Source organism: Paraburkholderia sp. RL17-380-BIE-A (assembly GCF_046028085.1).
Lineage (GTDB): Bacteria > Pseudomonadota > Gammaproteobacteria > Burkholderiales > Burkholderiaceae > Paraburkholderia.
In genome coordinates this window covers 1-22,336 of the sequence record NZ_JARESQ010000018.1, presented here as the reverse complement: position 1 = coordinate 22,336, position 22,336 = coordinate 1, and the positions used below count along the sequence as shown (strand labels likewise).

The window sequence follows — 22,336 nt, the reverse complement described above, 5'->3', positions numbered from 1 at the left end:
AGCGGGGCATTTTGCCATAAATGCAAAAGGGCTCAACCGCAGGGTGATAGAATTTCGGGCATGTTCCGCTGACCTTCTACGACGTTGCCGATCTCCTTGTCCCTCAACCGCCTGGGCTCTCGCTTGGTCTCTCGCTTGACACCGCGCTTGGCATCGCGCTTGACTCCATTGCCGCCGTTTTTATCGTCGCGTTTCTTATCGCGCTCGCTGATGCGTTCCATGCCGCGTTTTTCGGCGCGTTCGTTGCGCTCACCGCTCGGCTCGCTCGTGGCGGCTTCGCGCCCGGTGTTCAGGTCCGCGGTCCTTTCTAATGGCGTATTGCTCGCGTCGTGTGCGTCGTGCGTTCTCGCCGCCGCGCTGGCCGCGCCTATTCCGGCCGTGGCGCAGTCCGTGCTGCCGGCAAGCAGCAGCGCTGCGCGGCCCGCGGGCGCGCTCGCCCCGGCCGCTGCGTCGGGCGCGGGGGCCATGAGCGCCACGAATGCGCAGGGCGGGACGAACGCCGGCGGTACGGACAGCGCCGGCAATGCGGCCTCGCCGAACAGCGGCTTCGACGCCCGGCAGAAAGTCCTGGATCAGCGCACGGAGGAGAACAACTATCGCTATGGCGTCGCGGAACACGACTGCTACAGCAAGTTCTTCGTCAACTACTGCCTGAACAAGGCACGCGACAGCATGCGCTCGGTGCAGGCCGACATCCGCAAGGAACAACTCGCGCTCGACGGTGAGCAGCGCACGCAGCGCGCCCGCGACCGCGACGAGCAGGCCGCGCTCAAGCGTGCCCAGGAAGAAGCGGGCGCACCGCAACGCGCCGCCGAAGACGCGCGCAACGCGCAGGCATATCAGGACAAGCAGCGCCAGCATCAGCTCGATCAGGCGCAGCGCGCCGCCGAGGCGCCGCAGCGCAGCGCGAATGAGCAGGCCTATCAGCAGAAGCAGCGTCAGCATGCGCTGGATCAGGCGCAGCGCGGCGTCAGCCCGTCGCAGGCCGCCGCCAACCAGCAGGCGTACGATCAGAAGCAGGCCGACTTCCAACGCAAGCTCGACGAGGCGCGTGCGCAAGGTGCGCAGAAGGCGCAGGAGCGCGTGCAGAAGCAGCAGAGCTTCGAGAAGAAGCAGGCCGACGCGGCGCAGCACAAGGCCGATGTGGAAGCGCGTCAGAAGCAGGCGGCGGAGAAAGCCGAGCAGAAACGTCAGGACGCGTTGAAACAGCAGCAGCTCGAAGAGCAGCAAAAGCAGCAGCAACAACAACCGCAGTAAGCGTGCTGGAGTGGGCCCTGAGCGTGTGTGGCAGGGCCGTAGTCGCCGTAATGCGTTTTAAGCCGGACAGCAACCTCAGGTATCGGGCTGCACACGCCGCCCGCTCCGTAGACGAGAGGAGGCGAGTATGCGCGATCAACATCACGTCATCAACGCGGACACACTTCGCGACCGCATTCTGCAATTGGAATCGGAGCATAGTGGGCTCGATCGCCTGATCGACCGAATGTCGGATGAGCCCGGCATCGACGACTTCGAGTTGCAGCGCCTGAAAAAGCGCAAACTCAAGGTCAAGGACACCATCATCTTGCTGCAGTTGCAGCTCGAACCGGACGCACGCGCCTGAGTTCGCGGCCTGGCAGGCGCCGGGCGCGCGCCGCGCGAGCCGGACTTTGCAGGAAACGCTTGCCTTGAATTCACCGCTTGAAACTTCATCCCGTGCCACGCCGGGCGACGACGCAGCCGGAGCCAATGCGCCTGCGTCGCGTCCTGTCGCGTCCGCACTGAGCGCGTCGCTGAATCCGCGCCGCGTCGTTGAACTGGACGAGATCTTCGCCGACAACGGCTTGCTGGCCCGTCAGATCGACGGCTACCGCTCGCGGGCGTCGCAGATCGAAATGTCGCGCGCCGTGGCCGCGGCCATGGAAGCGTCGGGCCGCGCAATGCCCGAGCCCGCGATGTTCGAGGCGCAGAAGCGTCCGGCACGGCGTCTGCAGGCACCGGGCGCGGATGCCACCGCCGAGGCTGCGGAAAGCGCCGAGTCGGGCGGGCTCGACGGCAGCGAAAACACGCTGATCGTCGAAGCGGGTACGGGCACGGGCAAGACCTATGCGTATCTCGTGCCGGCCATGCTGTGGGGCGGCAAGGTGATCGTCTCCACCGGCACGAAGCATCTGCAGGACCAGCTCTTTCAGCGCGATATTCCGACCGTGCGCGATGCGCTCGCGGTGCCGGTATCGGTCGCCATGCTCAAGGGCCGCGCGAATTACCTGTGCCACTACTATCTGCAGCGCACCGCGGATAACGGCCGTCTGCCGTCGCGCCAGGAAACCTCGTATCTGCAGGATATCGTGCGTTTCGCGAAGATCACGCGCACCGGCGACAAGGCTGAACTCGCCAGCGTGCCCGAAACGGCGGCGGTGTGGTCGATGGTCACGTCGACGCGCGAAAACTGTCTCGGCCAGGAGTGTCCGCATTACAAGGACTGCTTCGTAATGCAGGCACGCCGCGAGGCGCAGCAGGCGGATATCGTGGTGGTCAACCACCATCTCTTTTTCGCCGACATCATGTTGCGCGATACGGGCATGGCGGAACTGCTGCCCACCGCCAACACCATCATCTTCGACGAAGCGCACCAGTTGCCCGAAACGGCGACGCTCTTTTTCGGCGAGACGCTTTCGACCACGCAGTTTCTCGAGCTTGCTCGCGATTCGGTGGCCGAAGGTTTGGGCCATGCGCGTGAAACGGTCGACTGGGTCACGCTGGGCTCGACGCTCGAACGCGCAGCGCGCGACGTCCGGCTCGCGTTCAAGGAAGACTCGGTGCGCCTGTCGATCGGCCAGTTGCCGGACGACCACCCGCTGTTTCCCGCGCTCGAAACGCTCGAAACCGAACTCGACGCGCTCGCGTCCGCGCTGGCGGGTCAGGCCGAGCGCGCTGAATCGATCGGCGCGTGTCTGCGCCGTGCGCGCGAACTGCAGGGTGTGCTCGCCGGCTGGACCACGCCGCCCACGCAGACCGAGCGCGAGGCCGCCGACGCTACGTCAGCCGACGGCAAAGCCGAGCGCGCCGACCCGAATGAAAAGGTGCGCTGGATCGAAGTCTTCTCGCATACCGTGCAGTTGCACGAAACGCCATTGTCGGTTGCGCCGATCTTTGCGAAGCAGCGCGCCGGCGTGCCGCGTGCGTGGATCTTCACGTCGGCCACGTTGTCGGTGCGCGGCGATTTCACGCACTACGCCGCGCAAATGGGCCTGAACGCGAAACGTTCCATGACGTTGCCCAGTCCCTTCGATTATCCGACTCAAGGGCTGCTGTACGTGCCGCGCAATTTGCCGCAGCCGTCCTCGCCGATGTTCACCGACGCCGTGTTCGACGCCGCGTTGCCGGCGATCGAGGCATCGGGCGGCGGCGTCTTCATGTTGTGCACGACGCTGCGCGCCGTGGACCGCATCTCAGCCAAGCTGCGCGACACGATCGAAGCGCGCGGCTGGGACTATCCGCTGCTCGTGCAGGGCGATGCAAGCCGCACCGAATTACTGGATCGTTTCCGGTCTTACGGCAACGCGATTCTGGTGGGCAGTCAGAGCTTCTGGGAAGGGGTGGACGTGCGCGGCGACGCATTGTCGCTGGTAGTGATCGACAAGCTGCCGTTTGCGCCGCCCGACGATCCTGTTCTGTCGGCTCGTCTGGATGCGCTGACCAAGAAAGGCTTGAGCCCGTTCGCCGTGCATCAGTTGCCGCAGGCCGTGATTACGCTGAAGCAGGGCGCAGGGCGCCTGATTCGCGCTGAGACCGATCGAGGCGTGCTGATGATCTGCGACACGCGTCTCGTCGATAAACCGTATGGACGCCGTATCTGGCAGAGCCTGCCGCCATTTAAACGCACACGTGAGATCGAAGTCGTGCGCGAGTTTTTTGAAGAGAATCAAACAGCGGGTTAATAGGCCAATCGGAATCAATGAACGCCGTTGTAAAAAGCGGCGCTTAAATGACAAAACGCCACGGATGTGAATCCGTGGCGTTTTGCTTTACTGCCCGGGAAATCGCGAAGATTTCCCGATGCAGTTTTCGCCCAGAGGCGAACCCTATGCAGCAGCTTACTGGCTTGCGCCCGAAGCCGGAGCAGCAGCCGAAGCAGCAGCGTCCGAAGCAGCAGCGCTTGCGTCCGAAGCAGCGGTCGTAGCCGAAGCAGCAGCGTCGCTCGCAGCAGCAGCAGCACCCGAAGCAGCAGCAGCCGAATCCGAAGCTGCAGCAGCCGGTGCCGAAGCAGCAGCTGCGTCGCTAGCCGGGGCAGCGGCTTGGTCGTTGCTCTTGTTGCATGCAGCCAGTGCCACAGCTGCCAACAGGGATGCTACGAGGAGGGATTTCTTCATGATCACGTCCTTTTATGGTTTAAAGGTAAGCAACAGCGCAAAATAAAACCGGTAATGTGCTCCAACACCGACCTGGGCCGCTGGTGGAGACGCTCTTTTGACGAGCTGGAATCTTCCCTACGGCTTGGGCGGAAATTATATGCACTTTCGTACTGACAATCCATAAATCCGGGGTCAATACGTTGTCTTTCTCATACAAAATTTCACTGTACGGTATAGCAGGTAGGCGGAGTTACGCAAGCTCGCCCACTTGTATCCAGCCCGCACAATACCACTCGTGTAGCCGTGCTGTCACCGACGAATCGTGTGAGAGTGTTACAAAGCGTTTCGCACTCATACAGCGGTGATCTGCGAGGTCAAACAACCACTTTTTTGCGCCATCGAATGACGTTTCCTCTCCATTTATGAAGAAAAAACGGTGGTTGTACAACAAATTGGTCTTGCGGTCCAGCCGAATACCTGACTTCAAAGCCTGACTGATGAAACGTGCTTCATTAAGCGGCCTTTGCGGCGGATCAAAGACGACACTCGGCTTGGGTTCGCTGAGATACGTGCCAAGGAACGACGCAATATCCTGCTCTTTCCATTTAATGCCAGCAAGGATTGCGCCAACCCTTTCAACGAGCGCCGCCGGCAGTTCAGCCGGACGGTCCACAGCGGGCTGCTGCGGATCACGGTAAAGCGCTCCCGCATTGCCCGACGACTCGCCGCGCTCGGCCAGATGATAGAGGAACTGCGCGGTCAATTCGTTTGCGGACGGGGCGCGAAAACCGATCGAGCAGGTCATGCATTCGCCTTCGGCAACTCCGTCGTGCGCGATGTGCGGCGGCAGGTACAGCATGTCGCCCGGTTCGAGCAACCATTCCTCTTCGGCCTGGAAATTCTGTAAAACTTTCAAAGGCAAGCCGGCTTGCAGTGTCAGATCTTTCTGCGCGCTAATGCGCCAACGCCGCTTGCCTTTTACTTGCAAAAGAAACACATCGTAGGAATCGAAGTGGGGGCCTACGCCGCCGCCGTCACTTGCATACGAGATCATCAGGTCGTCCAGACGTGCGTCCGGCACGAAGCGGAAGCGGTCGAGCAGGGCGCGCGCGCGATCGTCGTAGAGATCCACACCTTGCACGAGAAGCGTCCATGCGCGCTGCTTCAGCGAAGGCAGTTCGTCAGGCGCGAACGGACCGTGCTCCAGCTGCCATTTATTGCGGAAATGCGTGATCAGACGTGCTTCGACTTCGTCCTGATCGGCCAACTCGAAAAATTCTTCTCGCGAGAGCGGCGCCTCGACATTCGGGATCGCCTGGCGAATCAGCAGCGGCTTCTTCTGCCAGTAGCGGCGCATGAATTGCGACGGCGTCAGATTGCCGAGCAGCGGTGTAGGCGTGTCCGGCGCGGGCGGCAGAACCGGAAGAGCGGACAGAGCCGGCTTTGAAGCCGGCGACGAATTCCGTGCCGATGCAGCGTCGGCCGGGTGGTCAGTGGGCCGCTTGGGCATCGTATAATGTGAGTTGTATTCTGGAGAATCGAATGAAAATCGCAAAGAACACCGTCGTGTCGGTCGCTTACAAGCTGTCGGATGCGCAGGGCAATCTGATCGAGGAAAGCGACGAGCCGATGGTCTATCTGCACGGCGGCTATGATGGCACGTTCCCCAAGATCGAGGAAGAGCTCGACGGCCATGAGGCCGGCTTCGAGACCCAGATCCAGCTCGAGCCGCAAGACGCGTTCGGCGAGTACGACCCCGATCTCGTGAAGATCGAGCCGCGCGATCGCTTCCCGGAACCGCTCGAAGTCGGCATGCAATTCGAAGGCACACCCGAAGAAGGCGACGAGGACCTCGACTCGCTCGTCTACGTGGTGACCGACGTCGCGGAAGACAAAGTCGTGCTCGACGGCAACCATCCGCTCGCCGGCATGGCGCTGCGTTTTGCGTTGACCGTGAAAGACGTGCGCCCGGCTACCGAAGACGAAATCCAGCACGAACACGCGCACGGTGCCGACGGCCTCGAAGTCCTCGACGATGACGAGGACGACGAAGAGGACAAGTCAGGGCCCACGCTGCACTGAACTGGCGGGCACGCCGGGCATGCTTGAAGAAGCGCCCGGCGTGCGCGGCTGCGTAGCGGAGGCGGGCGGGGTCGAGGTGGCCGGCCCGTATCCACCGCCGCCCTGATCGGCCGGTATGCGCGGCTGCTGATCCAGTTGCGAGTCCCCGGGCGATTGCAACAGTGGCGGCAATTCCGATGCGGGTCCGAGCGCGGGTACAGCCGGCATGGATGTCGCCGGTTCGTCGCGTGGCATAACAGGCTGCGCCGTGGGCATCGGCATCTGCTTCGGCACGTCGCGCACACTCACGCGGAACGGCGGTTTTCTGCCGAGATCCGCTTCCACCTGAATCCACTGATTGAGCCGATCATGCGGCGCGAGCGCGACACGCGTGAGATTCGTCACGAGCATTCCCTTGTCATTGCGTAGCGGCTGATCGATGACGAAGCCGGCGCTCGCACGTTCGTCGTCGCAATGAATCACCAGCACTGGCCCGCGGAAAATCTGCGCGAGTTTGACGAGGCTGCGTTTGAATTCCAGGAAGCCGTCGCGGCCGGTATTGCGCGCAAAACGCAGCCATGCGAAACGGTCGGGCCGTTCGTAACGTTCAGGGTCCGGGTCGCCTTGAATGAACACGACAATTGCGCGCGCGTCGCGACGTTTCGCATATTCGCCGGCGTGTTCCAGCCAGAACGCATTGGCGATCACGCGATCTTCGAATTCACCGTTGCGCCCGCCGGCAGTCAGATAGTGATTGTTCGGACTCGGCGCGTTCAGGCCGACGAACACGGTATCGCCCACTTGCCAGCGCACGTTCTCACGATACGGGCGAAAGCGCGAGACTTCGCTTTCACGCGTCAACGCGATCGGGTTCTGGCCCATCGACGTGGCGTCGCTGAAGAGTGTCTGACGCAACTGATCGAGCCGTTCGACCGGGTCGAAGCCGCCGGCCTCGGCCGTGCCGCAATCGGCCCAGTCATGCTGGCCGGGAATGAAGAAGAGGGCGGGTCGCGACGCTTCGAGCAGCGCGTGGCGACGTTCGTAGAGCGCATCGCGGCAGGCCTCTTTGGCGCCCTTCAGATTGCCGTCGTACACGATGAACGACATGTCGCGCTCGCGGCTGATCGCGTCGATCAGCCGCTGCGTCGGCGCTTCGTCGGCGGCGCTTTGCATCGTGTTGGCGATGACCGCGAACGTGTAGCGCGGCGTGTCGGCGTAGGCCGCCGGCGCGTAGGCTGATAACCCCGCCGCTAATCCCACTGACATCACCGCAGACAGCCCCGCGAAGAGTCCCGCGTTCAGCACGCCGCTGCCCGAGAGCGTGAGGGCGAGAGTCAGCGCCGCGCGAAGTTTGCGCGGACGCTGCGGGCGCCTGTGTGCGTCAATGATCCGCATCCGGCGCGGCGGCCAGTTCATGCAATTCGTACAGCAGATCGAGTGCTTCGCGCGGCCGCAGATCGTTCGGATCGATGCCGCGCAAACGCTCCACAAGCGCCTGCATGGCAGGCGATACAGCCTGCGCCGCGTCCGACTCGCGCTCGTCATCCGCGTCTTCGAGCAGCATCGGCATGGGGGCGGCGAACAGATCGAGTTGCGGTGCGGGTTGCGCGGCCGATTGCTGTTCGAGATGCGCAAGATGCTTGCGCGCCGCGCGAATCACCGCGTTCGGCACGCCGGCGAGTTGCGCGACCTGCAGACCGTAGCTCTGATTCGCCGGACCTTCGCTGACCGCGTGCAGGAACACGATGCCGTGCCCATGCTCGACCGCCGACAGGTGTACGTTGGCCGCCTGCGGAAACTCGGCCGGCAGCTGCGTCAGTTCGAAGTAGTGGGTGGCAAAGAGCGTATGGCAGCCGTTGTGCGCAAGCAGATGCCGCGCGATGGCCCACGCCAGCGCGAGCCCGTCGAACGTTGAAGTGCCGCGGCCGATCTCGTCCATCAGCACGAGACTTTGCGGCGTGGCGTCGTTCAGGATCGCGGCGGCTTCGGTCATCTCGACCATGAAGGTGGAACGGCCGCCGGCCAGGTCGTCCGCAGCGCCGATACGCGTGAAGATACGGTCGATCGGGCCGAAGGCGGCGCGCCGCGCCGGCACATAGCTGCCCACGTAAGCGAGCAGCGCGATCAACGCGGTCTGCCGCATGAAGGTGGATTTACCGCCCATGTTCGGGCCGGTGATCAGCAGCAGTTTGCGCTCGGGCGTGAGCGTGCAGTCGTTGGCAATGAACTGTTCGACCTGCGCCTCGACAACCGGATGCCGTCCCTGCTCGATTTCAATGCCCGCGTCCGGCGAGAACGTGGGCGCGACCCAATCGAGCGCGCGGGCGCGCTCGCCGAAGGCCGCCAGAAGATCGAGTTCGGCGAGCGCCGAAGCGACGCGCTGGCAGTCGGGGATAAAAGGCAGCAGCGCCTGCAGCAACGCTTCATAGAGCGAGCGTTCGCGGGCGAGCGCGCGTTCCTGTGCGGACAGCGCTTTGTCCTCGAACGTTTTCAGCTCCGGCGTGATGTAGCGCTCTGCGTTCTTCAGCGTCTGGCGGCGGCGATAGTCGTCCGGCACTTTGTCGGTCTGGCCGCGCGTGACTTCGATATAAAAGCCGTGCACCTTGTTGTACTCGACGCGCAGATTGCCGATGCCCGTGCGTGCGCGCTCGCGAGTTTCGAGGTCGATCAGGAACTGCCCGCAGTTCTCCGAAATATCTCGCAACTCGTCCAGTTCCGCATCGTAGCCGCGCGCGATCACGCCGCCGTCGCGCACCATGGCCGAGGGCTCCTCGGCGACTGCGCGCTTGAGCAGTTCGACGCAGGCTTGCGGCGGCTCCAGCGAGGCGTCGATGCGCGCCAGCGAATCGGCATTCGCCGAAACGGCGGCGAGCTGCGTGCGCAATTCGGGCAACGCGATAAACGTATCGCGCAGACTCGACAGATCGCGAGGCCGCGCCGAGAGCAGCGCGAGACGCCCGGTGATCCGCTCGATATCCGAGATTTGCCGCAACGCGCCGCGCAACGCGTCGACGCCGGCGCCCGGCGGCGCGTCGAGCAATGCGCCGATTGCCTGCTGACGTGCCTGCGCCACCGCCGATTCGCGCGGCGGATGATGCAGCCAATGACGCAGCAGACGGCTGCCCATGGTCGTGCAGCAGGTATCGAGAAGCGAACACAGCGTGGGCGACTCGGTGCCGCGCAGCGTTTCAGTCAGTTCGAGGTTGCGGCGCGTGGCGGGGTCGAGGCCGATATATTCGGATTCGTACTCCACCTTCAGGCTGCGCACGTGACGCAATTGCTGGCCTTGCGTGGCGGCGGCATACAGAAGCAACGCACCGGCCGCGCCGCATGCGCAGGTCAGCGAATGCGCGCCGAAGCCGTCGAGGCCGGCCACTTCCAGTTGGTCGCACAAGCGCTGCGTGCCCGAGGTGATGTCGAAGTGCCAGACCGGCACGCGGGTGAGGGCGCCCGCGCTGACCGGCGGTGTCCAGCTCGCCGAGTCGCTGGGCGTGTCGGCCACCAGAATTTCCGCCGGACGAATGCGCTCCAGCGCGGCCGCTACCTGGTCGGGCGCGACTTCGGCGAGGCGCAACGCGCCGCTTGCCAGATTCAGCCATGCCAGGCCGACACTGGTCGCGACGCCACGCCGATTGTGCGCGACGCACATGGCCAGCAAGTAGACATCGTTCTTATCCGAGAGGAGCGCGGCGTCCGTGAGTGTGCCCGGCGTGACCACGCGTACCACTTTGCGCTCGACCGGGCCCTTCGACGTAGCCGGGTCGCCGATCTGTTCGCAAATCGCGACGGATTCGCCGAGCTTCACGAGCTTGGCCAGATATTGTTCGACCGCGTGGTGCGGCACGCCGGCCATCTTGATCGGATTGCCCGCCGAGGCGCCACGCTGCGTGAGTGTCAGATCGAGCAGACGCGCGGCTTTTTCCGCATCTTCGAAAAAGAGCTCGTAGAAGTCGCCCATCCGGTAGAACACCAGCGTGCCGGGATGATCCGCCTTGATGCGGAGATACTGCTGCATCATCGGCGTATGTTGTGCGACGTCGTTGGCCGCTGCGGTTTGAATGCCCATCCTCGGTGTCTTCTTGCGTTAGCTGTTCAGGGCGTGAGTTTAACCTGTCGTCAGGGCGAACGGACCCTGGCCGGATGGTCAATCCGCACGGCGAACCCCAAGCCGGTGCGACGAACCGCCAGCGGCCCGCGCAGCGCCGGCTTAGTCTCGGTCAAGGCCTCACTCTTCCACCATCGCCCGCATGTCCACCGTGCGCTCATTCACCGCGCTGCGCCGTTTCGCGAGCCACATCATGAAGGTGATGAACGTGCCGAATACGACGATGATCCATTGCGCCGGCATCTTCGCCGTGAGCAGCAGCGCGTACGCGCCGAGCATGAGCAGCACGGCGAGGTTCTGGTTGAAATTCTGCACCGCGATCGAATGCCCCGCGGAGAGTAGCGTCGCGCCGCGATGCTGAAGAATCGCGTTCATCGGCACGATAAAGAAGCCCGACAGCGCGCCGAGCAGGATCATCAGCGGATAGGCGAGCAGAATGTAAAACGGCAGCACGTATGAGCCGATGCGAATGCCCGAGCCCGGCGGAAACAGATCCTTGTTGTAGAACGCCATGGCGATCGCCACCGCACCGGTCAGGATGCCGACCGGCAACACCCGCAGCGACTTGCGCAACGGAATCAGCGCGGCAGCGCCCGCCGCGCCCACCGCGATGCCAAGCCCCGTGACGCCCTGCATGACCGCCGCTTTCGAGAGCGACAAGCCGAGGTTCACGTTGGCCCATTTGAGCACCAGCAACTGCAACGTCACCGCGCCGCCCCACATCAACGTCGTCACCCACAGCGCGATCTGCGCGAGTTTGTCGGCCCACAGTACGTTAAAGCAATGATAGAAATCGCCGACCAGCTTCTTCGGTTCTTTCAGGCGGTTTTCATAACGCGCGCCGGTGTCGGGAATGAAGATATTGATCGCGGCGGCAATCGCGTAAGTCACCATCGTCGCAAACATGGCGAGGTCGGCGGAGGAGCGGATCAGTGGCAGATGCGCATGGGCGACGAATTTGTCCGCGAAGGTGCTGATCAGCGCGCCGCCCACCATCGTGCCGACAATGGTCGACAGCACGGTGGCCGATTCGAGCCACGCGTTCGCCTTGACGAGTTTTTCCGCGGGCAGCAGCTCAGTGAGGATGCCGTACTTGGCCGGCGAATATGCGGCCGCGCCGAAGCCGACCACGCCGTAGGCGATCATCGGATGAACGCCCGCGATCATCATCAGGCAACCGCTTGCTTTCAACGCGTTGGAGACGAACATGACGTGCCGCTTTTGCATCGAGTCGGCGAAAGCGCCGACGAACGGCGCGAGCAGCACGTAGGAAACCGTGAAGAAAATCTGCAACAGCGGCGTGACCCAGGCGGCCGAGCGAATCACTGAGAGCAACGCGATGGCCGCGATCAACAGTGCATTGTCCGCAAGCGACGAAACAAACTGCGCCGCGATGATTGTGTAGAAGCCTTTTTTCATGAAGCGGATCGGAAGCTGCGCGAGAAGTCAGGCGCAAAGCGGGGCGCAGCGAATAACGCGCGAAATGCAGCCGGTCATCGAGCACGCCGGCGCGGCTTCCCGCTTTGTAGCACGAACGCCCGCGGCATGCAGGCGCGCCAACGAAAAAGCGGCCGAAGCCGCTTTTTCGCATTCCGCATGCCGGTCAGGAGCCGGCGCTACACCGCAGGGCTTAGGCCGATTGCTGGCGCGTACGGCTGTAGCGCGACAGGATCGGGATCATCTGTGCGTAGACCTTCGGGTTGCCCGCGACGATTTCGCCGATGTGCAGGAAATCCGAATCGCCCGTGTAATTGCCGACGAGGCCGCCGGCTTCCGTGATCAGCAGGCTGCCCGCGGCGACGTCCCACGGATTCAGGCCTTGCTCGAAGAAGCCGTCCATGCGGCCGGCGGCGACGTTGGCCAGATCCAGCGCGGCCGCGCCCGGACGGCGCAGGCCGGCGCAGGCCTGGGTCATTTCAGCGAACTGGCGGCCGTAGGCTTCGAGGCCGTCCGTTTCGCGGAAAGGGAAGCCGGTGCCGATCAGGCCGTCGGCCAGACGGTCGCGCTTGGCCACGCGGATGCGACGATCGTTGAGGAACGCGCCGCGGCCGCGCGAGGCGGTGAACAGGTCGTTGCGGGTCGGGTCGTAGACCACGGCTTGCGTCACGATGCCCTTGTGCGCGAGCGCGATCGACACACAGTAGTAAGGAAAGCCGTGGATGAAATTGGTGGTGCCATCGAGCGGATCGATGATCCACTGATATTCGGACTCGTTATCCGACTCGCCTGATTCTTCGGCGAGGATCGCGTGATCGGGGTAGGCGGTCTTCAGCGTGTCGATAATCGCCGCTTCAGATGCTTTGTCGACCTCCGTGACGAAATCGTTGTGCTGTTTCTTGCTGACCTGGACGAGATCGAGGTCGAGCGATGCGCGGGTGATGATCTGTGAAGCGCGGCGCGCGGCCTTCACAGCGATATTGAGCATGGGATGCATGAGACTGGATCCTTGTGCCGGGGCAGCACGGCTGCTGGCCGGTAAATGAGCGCTAACCTGCGCTAATTGGGCGCCCTCTGCGAGGCGCGGAAACAGCACGGAACGCCCGCCCGGTACAGGACCGGTGCGCATTCCGCCGACGGAGACGAATTGGATAAGAACGAGGCGCTCATGCAAAGCTGGACGGCAAAGCTGGGCGCGAATATTGGTATTTTACCTGAGTCCGGGCGCCGCGGCAGAGTCCGCGGGCTGTGCAGGGCATTTGCGCGTGTTTATGCGGCCTGGTCCGGTATTCGCACGCGCGTTTGTGCGTGCGGTTGCGGGTGCGCGTACATGCACATGTGCGTGAGCATTCGCGCGCAATTCTGACCGGTTGCGGCGTTGGCGCTACCATACGCGTCTTTAGTTGCCGAATTTCATCGTGGACCACACCCACCATTCCTCCGATCCCGCCGTCGCCGAGTTGCGCGGCGGCTTCACCTCGACCCGCTTCATTCTTGTCGAGCCGAGCCATCCGGGCAACGTCGGCGCTGCGGCGCGGGCGCTGAAAACCATGGGTTTCTCGCGGCTCGTGCTGGTGTCGCCACGCGTGCCGCACGTGCAAACCGATCCGGAGGCCATTGCCATGGCGAGCGGCGCCGACGACGTACTAGCCTCCGCGCACGTCGTGCCGACGCTCGCCGATGCGCTGAGCGGCGTGCATTGGTCGATCGCGCTGACCGCGCGGCTGCGCGAATACGGACCGCCGCAGTGGACCCCGCGTGCCGCGGCGGGCGTGGCGCGCGAGCAGGCGGCGCACGGTGAAATCGCGCTGGTGTTCGGCAACGAGCGAACGGGTTTGTCGAATGAGGATGTCGAGCGGTGCAGCGCACTTGCGCATATTCCGGCCAATCCGGCCTACAGTTCGCTCAATCTCGCGCAGGCCGTGCAGGTGCTGGCGTATGAGTTGCGCACCATGTATCTCTCGACCGACAGTGCAACGACCACGGCGCACGCCGCGCCTCCAGCGGCAGCGGGGCAGGGCGAGCCGGCCGGCGCACGCGCCGCGAGCGATGAAATCGAAAGCATGTTCTCGCATCTGGAAAGCGCGCTGGTCGCGCTCGACTTTCTCGATCCGGCCAACCCGAAGAAGCTGATGTCGCGTTTGCGCCGCCTGTTCGCGCGTTCCGGTCTCGAGCGTGAGGAAGTGAATATCGTACGCGGCATCGCCAAACACATTCTGCTGAAGACCGGTCCGAAGGGCGGCGACGCGTCCTGAGCGTTTCCGCCGCCCACGCTGCCCGCGACGACCCCGCGGGCAGCGTGGGCTTCCGGCGCATTTCGCGCAATCGCCCTACAATCCCCGAAACGTTCTAAGCAAAGCTGCCGTCGTGCTAAGCGGCAAGCCACGCCGTCATGCGTGCCAGGTCATGCGTGCGCCCTTTCTCCCACAACACAGTCCCTGCCATGTTCACGAGACTTCGCGAAGACATCGCCACGATCCGCGAGCGCGACCCCGCTGCCCGCAGCGCCTGGGAAGTGCTCACGTGTTATCCGGGTCTGCACGCGCTCGTGCTGCACCGGCTCGCGCATGCATGCTGGCGCGCGAGGCGCCGCTGGCTTGCGCGGTTTGTCTCGCAGATGGCGCGCTTCATGACCGGCATCGAAATCCATCCGGGCGCGACGCTCGGGCGGCGCGTGTTCATCGATCACGGCATGGGTGTGGTGATCGGCGAGACCGCGCAGATTGGCGACGACTGCACGATCTACCAGGGCGTGACGCTCGGTGGCACGTCGCTCACGCGCGGGGCGAAACGGCATCCCACGCTCGAGCGCGGCGTGATCGTGGGCGCGGGGGCGAAGGTGCTCGGCGGTTTCACGATCGGCGCGGACGCGAAGATCGGCTCGAATGCCGTGGTGACCAAGCCCGTGCCGGCGCGTGGCACGGCGGTGGGCAATCCGGCGCGGATCATCGTGCCGGCGGCGGCTGTGGCATCGGAAGAGGCTTCCGTTGCGGCGAATTCCGGTGCCGGCGGCGCCGCGCGCGATGCAAAACGCTCTGCGGCATCTACGGCATCTGCGGTAACCAGCGGCTTTTGCGCGTACGGCATCACGCCGAATGCGGACGATCCCGTCTCGCTGGCAATTCATGGCCTGATCGATCACGCCGCCACGCAGGCAAAACGCATCGACGAAATCGTCGACGCGCTGGAGCGGCTGGGTACGAGTCTCGAAGCTCTGCAAGGCGCGGATGCGGCGTTGCTCGATCTGCGGCGTTTGTCGGCGGCGATCGCAGGCAAGGTGGATGGGGCGGTGGCAGAGCGTTGAGGTATTTTGCGGAAGCCGAAGCCGAAGCCGAAGCAGATCGCGCGCAGTCAGCGTCGGCGCTGACACTTTTGCGCGGCACGAGGAAAGGCTAGCCCACCAACGCCGCACACGGCGCGAAGACCTTGACGAGGCCCGGCGGCAGCGCCGTCATCCAACGCTAACGCCGCATTCAACCCAACGGCAGCGCCCGTATTCCCTCGGCATCAATACGCAGATATCCGCCACGGCGCTCGCCGTGGTCGAGATCCCAATCCGGCAGAACCCAGCGCGTGCCGGCCGGCTCGCGATGCCGCGCCGGCCTGTGCGTGTGCCCATGAATGATGGTCGCTGTCTTCGACGACTTGAACAACGCGGCCACGGCCGCCGCCGTCACGTCATACTTCGGCGAAACCGGTCGCGAGCGGCCTTCGTCGCTTTTCGCGCGCATGTTCTCGGCCAGCTTCTGGCGCCAGCGCAACGGCCACGCGAGAAACAGCATCTGCGCGAAACGGCTGCGCGCAAAACTTCGAAACGTCTGATAGCCGCGGTCCGCCGTGCACAAGCCATCGCCGTGAGCGAGCGCGATACGCGTGCCGAAGGCCGTGATCACGAACGGATCGGGTAGCCAGATCGCGCCTGCCGCTTTCATGAAGCGCTTGCCCAGCAGAAAATCGCGGTTGCCATGCATGATGTAAAGCGCAATGCCGCGCTCGGACAAGGTATGCAGCAGCGCGGCCATGCGTGCGACGAACGGCTCCACGAGCATGTCGTCGCCGATCCAGTACTCGAACAGATCGCCGAGAATGAAAACCGAATCGGCCTGCTCGGCCGTGACGCGGATGAAATGCTCGAACGCGGCGACCGTATGCGGGATCGCCTCGCTCAAGTGAATATCGGAGAGGAAAAAAAACGGGCGTGCGGCGTGCGGGCGTTTGCCCTCGCCAGGCACGCCCGCGGCGACGCTTCGCAGCGGCGTTTCTTGCAGCATTGAAGGTGCCTGATATCAGTTCGAACGGGTCGACCTTTAGCTCGCGCTTAGTCGACGATCACGGCCTTTTCGATCACCACGTCGTCCGCCGGCACGTCCTGATGGAAGCCCTTCGAACCCGTCTTGACCTTCTTGATCTTCTCGACGATGTCCATGCCTTCGACCACCTTGCCGAACACGGCGTAGCCCCAGCCCTGCGGCGTCGGCGACGAGTGGTTCAGGAAGTCGTTGTCGTTTACGTTGATGAAGAATTGCGCCGTGGCCGAATGCGGGTCGTTCGTACGCGCCATGGCGATCGAGCCGTTCACATTCTTCAGGCCGTTGTTCGCTTCGTTGGTGATCGGCTCGGCCGTCGGCTTCTGCTTCATGCCGGGTTCGAAGCCGCCGCCCTGGATCATGAACCCGTCGATTACGCGGTGAAACACCGTGTTGTCGTAATGGCCGGCTTTCACGTAGTTGAGGAAGTTTTCAACCGACTTCGGCGCCTTTTCAGCGTCCAGTTCGAGTTTGATGACGCCGTGGTTCGTATGCAGTTCAACCATGATGGAATCCTTTGATGAACGGGGTGGGTAAAAGGCGCGGCGAGTCGTCGTGAATTGACGCCGGGCCGCGCCGGGGCGTGGATTGAGCGCTGACGCTTTTTTTCGGGCGCGCTATGTGTCGCGCGCCTCGTTTGCTGCAGTTACTTGCCGACCACCGTTGCCGACTCGATCACGATCGGCTTTTGCGGCACGTCGCCCATCGGGCCGCGCGAGGTGGTGGGGGTGCTTTCGATTTTCTTCACGACGTCCATGCCGCTCGTGACCTTGCCGAATACCGCATAGCCGTTGCCGTCCGGATTCGGATAGTCGAGGCCGGCATTGTCCACCGTGTTGATGAAGAACTGCGCGGTGGCCGAGTTCGGATCGCTGGTGCGCGCCATGGCGAGCGTGCCGGTCGTGTTCTTCAGACCGTTACGGCTTTCGAGCGGAATCGGCGCGCGCGTCGGTTTCTCCGCGAAGCTCTGCGTGTAACCGCCGCCCTGAATCATGAAGCCGCGAATCACGCGATGGAAAATCGTGCCGCTGTACTGGCCGGCCTTCACGTAGTCGAGGAAGTTGGCGACCGTCTTGGGCGCTTTCTCAGGATACAGCTCGACGCGGATGTCGCCTTCCGATGTCTTGAAGAGGACGGACGGATGCGCGGCTTGCGAACCGGACTGGGCAAAGGCGGGGGCGTTTGCGATCAGGGCGGCGCTGCCGAGCGCCAACATCAACCATTTCATGAAGATCCTCAGGGTTGGAAAAACGTGTTGCGCGTAAACCTGACTGCGCGTACCTGCGCGTCGCGGCGCTATTTCGATGGCGCCATGTAAGGCGGCATGGCGAGCGAGCCGTTCGCGCCACCGTACTGGAAGCTCGGCGTCTGCGTCATGTTCGACGTGGCGCGGGCAGTGTAGTCGTCTTCCGCGCTGGCGGCTTGCCTCGCCGAAGATTGCGGTTTGGCCGCGGTCGGCGAGATGACTTTCTGGATGTCCGCGAGGCGCTGCGTAGTCGTGGGGCTCACCTTGCCCAGGCTCTGCGCGCGGCGATAGGCTTCGTTGGCCATGCGCAGATACAGGTCGCCGAGATTTTCGTACGCGAGGCCGTAGCCCGGATTGACCTTGGTTGCCGTTTCGAGCGCGGCGCGCGCTTCGGCATAACGGCCTTGCTTCGCATAGAGCGCGGCGAGGTTGTTATACGGCTCGGGCAACTCGGGGTAGGTCTGCGTGAGTTCGGTGAACGCGGTGATCGCTTCGTCGTCGCGGCCCAGGTGGGCGAGCACCGTGCCGCGCTTGAATTTCGCTTGAGCGTCGCGCGGATTCGAGGCGATGCGCGCGTCGAGCTGCGTCAATGAGGCCGCCCAGTTTTTCTGCGCGATCGACGCGTCGATTTCCGGCGTGTTGTCGCGCACGGCCGGGCCTTGCGGCAGCGTGGCGGTTTTCTGCGCAAACGCTGCCGCAGCAGGTACGGCTGCGAGCGCGACCGCGACGGCCGCGCGCAACGTGAGGGCGCGCGTGGCGTTGAGAGCGACGCCGCGGATCACGCCGTGCGTCATGCCACGCACGACACCGCCGAAGGCCGTCGCGGCGAGGGTCGCAGCGCTGCGCGCGCGGCCGCTTGAAGGTTTCATAGGCTCAGGTCTGGATGTTATACTCCGACCCATTCTAACAAAAGGTCTGCGCGTTCCGTCGAACCGCAAACTGTCTTTTCGCCACTCGTGGTCGTCTCCGCCTTGATCGCAGCCTGACCGCCGCACCCGTTGCACCGGTTTTGCTGTACGCGACGCTCCCGCCGTCTGTTCGCTGGGCGCGGCGCGCTTGAAACACATTGCGGATTTCTTTCGGCCCACGCACCGTTCTCTATGGAATCACTGCGCATCTACAACACGCTCGCGCGTGACAAGCAAACCTTCGTGCCGCTGCAAGACGGTGTCGTGCGGATGTACGTCTGCGGGATGACCGTGTACGACTATTGTCACGTCGGTCATGCGCGGGTGATGGTCGTGTTCGACATCGTGCAGCGCTGGTTGCGCACGCTCGGCTACGACGTGACCTACGTGCGCAACATCACGGATATCGACGACAAGATCATCCGGCGCGCAGTGGAGAACGGCGAAACGATCAAATCGCTGACCGACCGCTTCATCAAGGCACTGCATGAAGACGCGGACGCGCTCGGCATCCAGCGCCCCGACGTCGAGCCGCGCGCGACCGATTTCATTCCGCAGATGCTCGGCATGATCGAGCGCCTCGAAGCGAACGGCTACGCCTACCAGGCGAGCGACGGCGACGTGAATTACGCGGTACGCAAGTTTGCGAACTACGGCAAGCTTTCGGGCAAGTCGCTCGAAGATCTGCGCGCGGGCGAACGCGTCGCGGCGAACGACGCGAAGCAGGACCCACTCGACTTCGTGCTGTGGAAGCAGGCCAAACCGGAAGAGCCCGCCGACACCGGCTGGGATTCGAAGTACGGGCGTGGCCGTCCGGGCTGGCATATCGAATGCTCGGCCATGGGCTGCACGTTGCTCGGCGACCATTTCGACATTCACGGCGGCGGGCAGGACCTGCAGTTTCCGCACCACGAAAACGAGATTGCGCAAAGTGAAGCCGCTACCGGTCAAACCTTCGTCAATTTCTGGATGCACAACGGCTACGTGCAGATCGACAATGAGAAGATGTCGAAGTCGTTGAACAACTTCTTTACGATTCGCGAAGTATTGGCGCAGTACGATGCCGAGGTCGTGCGGTTTTTCATCGCGCGCGCGCATTACCGCTCGCCGCTGAATTACAGCGACGTGCATATCGACGACGCGCGCAACGCCCTCACGCGTTTGTACACCGCGCTGAAAGACGTCACGCCTGATGGCGCGGAACTCGACTGGAACGAAGCGTATGCGCAGCGTTTCCAGGCAGCAATGAACGACGACTTCAACACGCCGGTTGCCGTATCGGTGTTGTTCGAGTTGGCAACTGAAGTGAACCGCACGCGCGATCCTGCGCTGGCCCGTCAATTGCGCTCGCTTGGCGCTGTGATCGGACTGCTCGGCCGCGAGCCGCGCGCCTTCCTGCAGCAGGCAGCGGGGGCAGCCGCCGCTGGCGCGCTCGAGGCCGACGCGATCGAAGCGAAGATTGCCGCGCGCACGGCCGCCAAGCAGGCGAAGGACTTTGCGGCAGCAGACCGGATCCGGTCCGAATTGCTCGAGGCCGGCGTTGCACTTGAAGACAAACCCGGTGGGTTGACTGAGTGGCGGCGCGTGTGAGCGCACCTCGACCGTCCCTTTGATCGACTCGCCAGGCAGGAGGCAGGATGGCAACGGCCACGAAGACGCCGGCTAAACGAGCCGCGTCTCAAACAAACGCGGCAGCCGCGGGAAAGTCGACACGCACGTCGGCTCGCGCGAGCAGCAGCGTGGTAAAGAAAGCATCGTCGAAAGCCGCCGGGGTGGTGGCCAAGACCGCAGCGGGCGCAGCGAAAAAGACCGCGGTCAAACGCGCGCTCAACGGTGCGTCGGCGCATGCGCCTGTTGTGAAGCGCGCGAAGGCGACGCGTACGAAGGGTAATGGCGCCTTGCCGGCTGAACTGGCCGGCGACGTGCAGGAGCTCGCGCGCGTGACGGCCGAGGGCCACGAAGGCGAAGTCGTGCGCAAGACGCGCGCGTCCACCGCCGCGGGCGGCGAAGCGTCGAGCGCGAACGAAGCCGCGGCGCCGGTGCAGATCGGCGGGCTCACGCCTGAAGTCACGCGGCCCGCGTATTGGGACAAGGCGTGTGCCGACCTCGTCAAGCGCGATCGCATTCTGAAGAAACTGATTCCGAAGTTCGGTCCGGTGCATCTGCTGAGCCGCGGGGATCCGTTCGTCACGCTCGCGCGCTCGGTGGTCGGGCAGCAGATTTCGGTGGCGTCCGCGCAAGCGGTCTGGGCGAAAGTCGAGGCCGCCTGTCCGAAGCTCGTGCCGCAGCAGTTCATCAAGCTCGGTCTGGAAAAACTGACCGCGTGCGGGCTGTCCAAACGCAAGGCCGAATACGTGCTCGATCTCGCGCAGCATTTCGTTTCGGGTGCGCTGCACGTCGGTAAATGGACGTCGATGGAAGATGAGGCGGTGATCGCCGAGCTCACGCAGATTCGCGGCATCGGCCGCTGGACCGCGGAGATGTTCCTGATCTTCAATCTGTCGCGTCCGGACGTCTTGCCGCTCGACGACCTGGGCCTGATCCGCGCGATCAGCGTCAATTATTTCAGCGGCGAACCTGTCACGCGAAGCGAAGCGCGCGAGGTCGCCGCCAACTGGGAGCCGTGGCGTACCGTCGCCACCTGGTATATGTGGCGTAGTCTTGACCCATTGCCGGTCGACTACTGAAGAACAAGAAACGGGATCAGATCAAAAACTATCGATTGTTAAAGATTGATAGTTGCGAGATGGTTTTGACATCGGCGAGCGCGGTTAGAATACGCGCTGCCGGTAAGTCCAAGGATTACAACCAATGAAGACCACCTTTCTGGATTTCGAACAGCCGATCGCTGAACTCGAAGCGAAGATCGAAGAATTGCGCTTCGTGCAGGACGATTCGGCCGTCGACATTTCGGAAGAGATCGAGCGGCTGTCCAAGAAGAGTCAACAGCTCACCAAAGATCTGTACGCGAACCTCACGCCGTGGCAGGTTTCGCAAATCGCCCGTCATCCGCAACGCCCGTACACGTTCGACTACGTGAACGAGCTGTTCACGGATTTCCACGAACTGCACGGCGACCGTAACTATGCGGACGACCTGTCGATTGTCGGCGGCCTCGCGCGTTTCAATGGCCAGGCCTGTATGGTGATCGGCCATCAGAAGGGTCGCGACACGAAGGAGCGCGCGCTGCGCAACTTCGGCATGCCGCGTCCGGAAGGCTATCGTAAGGCCGAACGTCTGATGCGTCTCGCCGAAAAATTCGGCTTGCCGATTTTCACGTTCATCGACACGCCGGGCGCCTATCCGGGCATCGGCGCGGAAGAGCGTGGTCAATCGGAAGCGATCGGCCGCAATCTGTACGTCATGGCGGAACTGAAAACGCCGCTGATCGCGACGATTATCGGTGAAGGCGGATCGGGCGGCGCGCTGGCGATTGCTGTGGGCGACAGCGTGCTGATGCTGCAATTCTCGACCTATTCGGTGATTTCGCCGGAAGGCTGCGCATCCATTCTGTGGAAGAGCGCCGCGAAAGCGCCGGAAGCCGCGGAAGCGCTCGGGTTGACCGCGCATCGGCTGAAGGCGCTCGGCCTGATCGACAAGATCGTGAATGAGCCGCTCGGCGGCGCGCATCGCGATCCGAAGGGCATGGCCGCCATGCTGCGCCGTGCGCTTGCAGATTCGCTGCGCCAGTTCCAGGGCATGAGCATCAACGACCTGCGTCAACGCCGTTTTGAACGGCTGATGTCGTACGGCAAGTTCAAGGAAACGACGCCGGGTGCCTAAGCCCGCGCGCGTTCTCTTTCGTCCTTCAGCGCTTCACGCGCTAGCGACGTGACTTCCACCGCCGAAACGCCCGCCGACCGCCTCGTTATCGAGGGGGGGGGGGGTTTGGGGTGCCCCCGCGCCCCAGACCCGCGGATATCGGTGTGTTTTTAAAA

The 22,336-nt window shown here is 63.4% G+C and carries 20 protein-coding genes; 9 read left to right on the top strand and 11 right to left on the bottom strand.

The genetic code is table 11. The features are described 5' to 3' along the window. Nucleotides 1-32: 32 nt before the first annotated feature. Entirely contained in the window at nucleotides 33-467 is a 435-nt protein-coding gene (locus P0D68_RS26690; RefSeq protein WP_408185486.1) for a hypothetical protein, read from the bottom strand. Between P0D68_RS26690 and P0D68_RS26685 the strand changes: the two genes are divergently transcribed. The 3 genes from P0D68_RS26685 (at nucleotide 379) to yoaA (ending at nucleotide 3,920) form a co-directional block, all read left to right on the top strand. After that, entirely contained in the window at nucleotides 379-1,257 is an 879-nt protein-coding gene (locus tag P0D68_RS26685; RefSeq protein WP_408468771.1) for a hypothetical protein, read from the top strand. The two genes, P0D68_RS26690 and P0D68_RS26685, sit on opposite strands and share 89 nt — an antisense overlap. A 127-nt stretch (nucleotides 1,258-1,384) precedes the next feature. After that, the gene (locus P0D68_RS26680) at nucleotides 1,385-1,603 is read left to right on the top strand and encodes a DUF465 domain-containing protein (protein ID WP_007181361.1); all 219 of its coding nucleotides are present in this window, start codon (nucleotides 1,385-1,387) and stop codon (nucleotides 1,601-1,603) included. 64 nt (nucleotides 1,604-1,667) lie between these two features. Further along, the gene (gene yoaA / locus P0D68_RS26675) at nucleotides 1,668-3,920 is read left to right on the top strand and encodes a DNA repair helicase YoaA (protein ID WP_408301811.1); all 2,253 of its coding nucleotides are present in this window, start codon (nucleotides 1,668-1,670) and stop codon (nucleotides 3,918-3,920) included. Between the two features lie 156 nt (nucleotides 3,921-4,076). On the opposite strand, the gene P0D68_RS26670 is transcribed toward yoaA, so the two are convergent. Both P0D68_RS26670 and P0D68_RS26665 read right to left on the bottom strand, forming a co-directional pair. Further along, a complete protein-coding gene (locus tag P0D68_RS26670) occupies nucleotides 4,077-4,352 on the bottom strand; it encodes a hypothetical protein (RefSeq protein WP_091792954.1) in 276 nt (91 codons plus the stop codon). A 232-nt stretch (nucleotides 4,353-4,584) separates the two neighbouring features. Beyond that, a complete protein-coding gene (locus tag P0D68_RS26665; RefSeq protein ID WP_408301813.1) occupies nucleotides 4,585-5,844 on the bottom strand; it encodes a JmjC domain-containing protein in 1,260 nt (419 codons plus the stop codon). A 32-nt stretch (nucleotides 5,845-5,876) separates the two neighbouring features. Here P0D68_RS26665 and P0D68_RS26660 point away from each other — a divergent pair, with 32 nt between their 5' ends. Next, nucleotides 5,877-6,416 carry an FKBP-type peptidyl-prolyl cis-trans isomerase gene (locus tag P0D68_RS26660; RefSeq protein ID WP_011488927.1) on the top strand — a complete coding sequence of 180 codons (540 nt, stop codon included), beginning with the start codon at nucleotides 5,877-5,879 and terminating at the stop codon, nucleotides 6,414-6,416. Here P0D68_RS26660 and P0D68_RS26655 read toward each other — a convergent pair. The 4 genes from P0D68_RS26655 to P0D68_RS26640 form a co-directional block, all read right to left on the bottom strand. Then, on the bottom strand, nucleotides 6,396-7,790 hold the full coding sequence (locus P0D68_RS26655) for a hypothetical protein (protein WP_408301832.1): 1,395 nt from the start codon (nucleotides 7,788-7,790) through the stop codon (nucleotides 6,396-6,398). The two genes, P0D68_RS26660 and P0D68_RS26655, sit on opposite strands and share 21 nt — an antisense overlap. Further along, complete coding sequence (gene mutS, locus P0D68_RS26650) at nucleotides 7,777-10,461, bottom strand: DNA mismatch repair protein MutS (RefSeq protein WP_408301816.1); 2,685 nt, start codon at nucleotides 10,459-10,461, stop codon at nucleotides 7,777-7,779. The genes P0D68_RS26655 and mutS overlap by 14 nt, the downstream gene beginning before the upstream one ends. Nucleotides 10,462-10,620: 159 nt before the next feature. Continuing rightward, a complete protein-coding gene (gene lplT, locus P0D68_RS26645) occupies nucleotides 10,621-11,919 on the bottom strand; it encodes a lysophospholipid transporter LplT (protein WP_408301818.1) in 1,299 nt (432 codons plus the stop codon). 211 nt (nucleotides 11,920-12,130) lie between these two features. Next, nucleotides 12,131-12,934, bottom strand: a complete 804-nt coding sequence (locus P0D68_RS26640; RefSeq protein WP_408301820.1) for an inositol monophosphatase family protein — start codon at nucleotides 12,932-12,934, stop codon at nucleotides 12,131-12,133. A 421-nt stretch (nucleotides 12,935-13,355) separates the two neighbouring features. Between P0D68_RS26640 and P0D68_RS26635 the strand changes: the two genes are divergently transcribed. Both P0D68_RS26635 and cysE read left to right on the top strand, forming a co-directional pair. Next, the gene (locus P0D68_RS26635; RefSeq protein WP_408301822.1) at nucleotides 13,356-14,192 is read left to right on the top strand and encodes an RNA methyltransferase; all 837 of its coding nucleotides are present in this window, start codon (nucleotides 13,356-13,358) and stop codon (nucleotides 14,190-14,192) included. Between the two features lie 188 nt (nucleotides 14,193-14,380). After that, nucleotides 14,381-15,241: a serine O-acetyltransferase gene (gene cysE / locus P0D68_RS26630; protein WP_408301824.1), complete on the top strand. Its 861-nt coding sequence runs from the start codon at nucleotides 14,381-14,383 to the stop codon at nucleotides 15,239-15,241. Nucleotides 15,242-15,410: 169 nt separating this feature from the next. Here the strand turns inward: cysE and P0D68_RS26625 are convergent, their stop codons facing one another. The 4 genes from P0D68_RS26625 to P0D68_RS26610 all read right to left on the bottom strand — a co-directional run bounded on the left by P0D68_RS26625 (nucleotide 15,411) and on the right by P0D68_RS26610 (nucleotide 18,359). Next, entirely contained in the window at nucleotides 15,411-16,208 is a 798-nt protein-coding gene (locus P0D68_RS26625) for a UDP-2,3-diacylglucosamine diphosphatase (RefSeq protein WP_408301826.1), read from the bottom strand. A gap of 47 nt (nucleotides 16,209-16,255) precedes the next feature. After that, a complete protein-coding gene (locus P0D68_RS26620) occupies nucleotides 16,256-16,750 on the bottom strand; it encodes a peptidylprolyl isomerase (RefSeq protein ID WP_007181373.1) in 495 nt (164 codons plus the stop codon). A gap of 140 nt (nucleotides 16,751-16,890) precedes the next feature. Further along, complete coding sequence (locus P0D68_RS26615) at nucleotides 16,891-17,472, bottom strand: peptidylprolyl isomerase (protein ID WP_091793251.1); 582 nt, start codon at nucleotides 17,470-17,472, stop codon at nucleotides 16,891-16,893. A 68-nt stretch (nucleotides 17,473-17,540) separates the two neighbouring features. After that, complete coding sequence (locus tag P0D68_RS26610) at nucleotides 17,541-18,359, bottom strand: tetratricopeptide repeat protein (RefSeq protein WP_408301829.1); 819 nt, start codon at nucleotides 18,357-18,359, stop codon at nucleotides 17,541-17,543. Between the two features lie 231 nt (nucleotides 18,360-18,590). Here P0D68_RS26610 and cysS point away from each other — a divergent pair, with 231 nt between their 5' ends. The 3 genes from cysS to P0D68_RS26595 all read left to right on the top strand — a co-directional run bounded on the left by cysS (nucleotide 18,591) and on the right by P0D68_RS26595 (nucleotide 22,181). After that, nucleotides 18,591-19,988 carry a cysteine--tRNA ligase gene (gene cysS, locus P0D68_RS26605; RefSeq protein WP_091793255.1) on the top strand — a complete coding sequence of 466 codons (1,398 nt, stop codon included), beginning with the start codon at nucleotides 18,591-18,593 and terminating at the stop codon, nucleotides 19,986-19,988. A 47-nt stretch (nucleotides 19,989-20,035) separates the two neighbouring features. Then, nucleotides 20,036-21,085: a DNA-3-methyladenine glycosylase family protein gene (locus tag P0D68_RS26600; RefSeq protein WP_091793257.1), complete on the top strand. Its 1,050-nt coding sequence runs from the start codon at nucleotides 20,036-20,038 to the stop codon at nucleotides 21,083-21,085. 124 nt (nucleotides 21,086-21,209) lie between these two features. Further along, nucleotides 21,210-22,181 carry an acetyl-CoA carboxylase carboxyltransferase subunit alpha gene (locus tag P0D68_RS26595; protein WP_007181378.1) on the top strand — a complete coding sequence of 324 codons (972 nt, stop codon included), beginning with the start codon at nucleotides 21,210-21,212 and terminating at the stop codon, nucleotides 22,179-22,181. Nucleotides 22,182-22,336 lie beyond the last annotated feature (155 nt).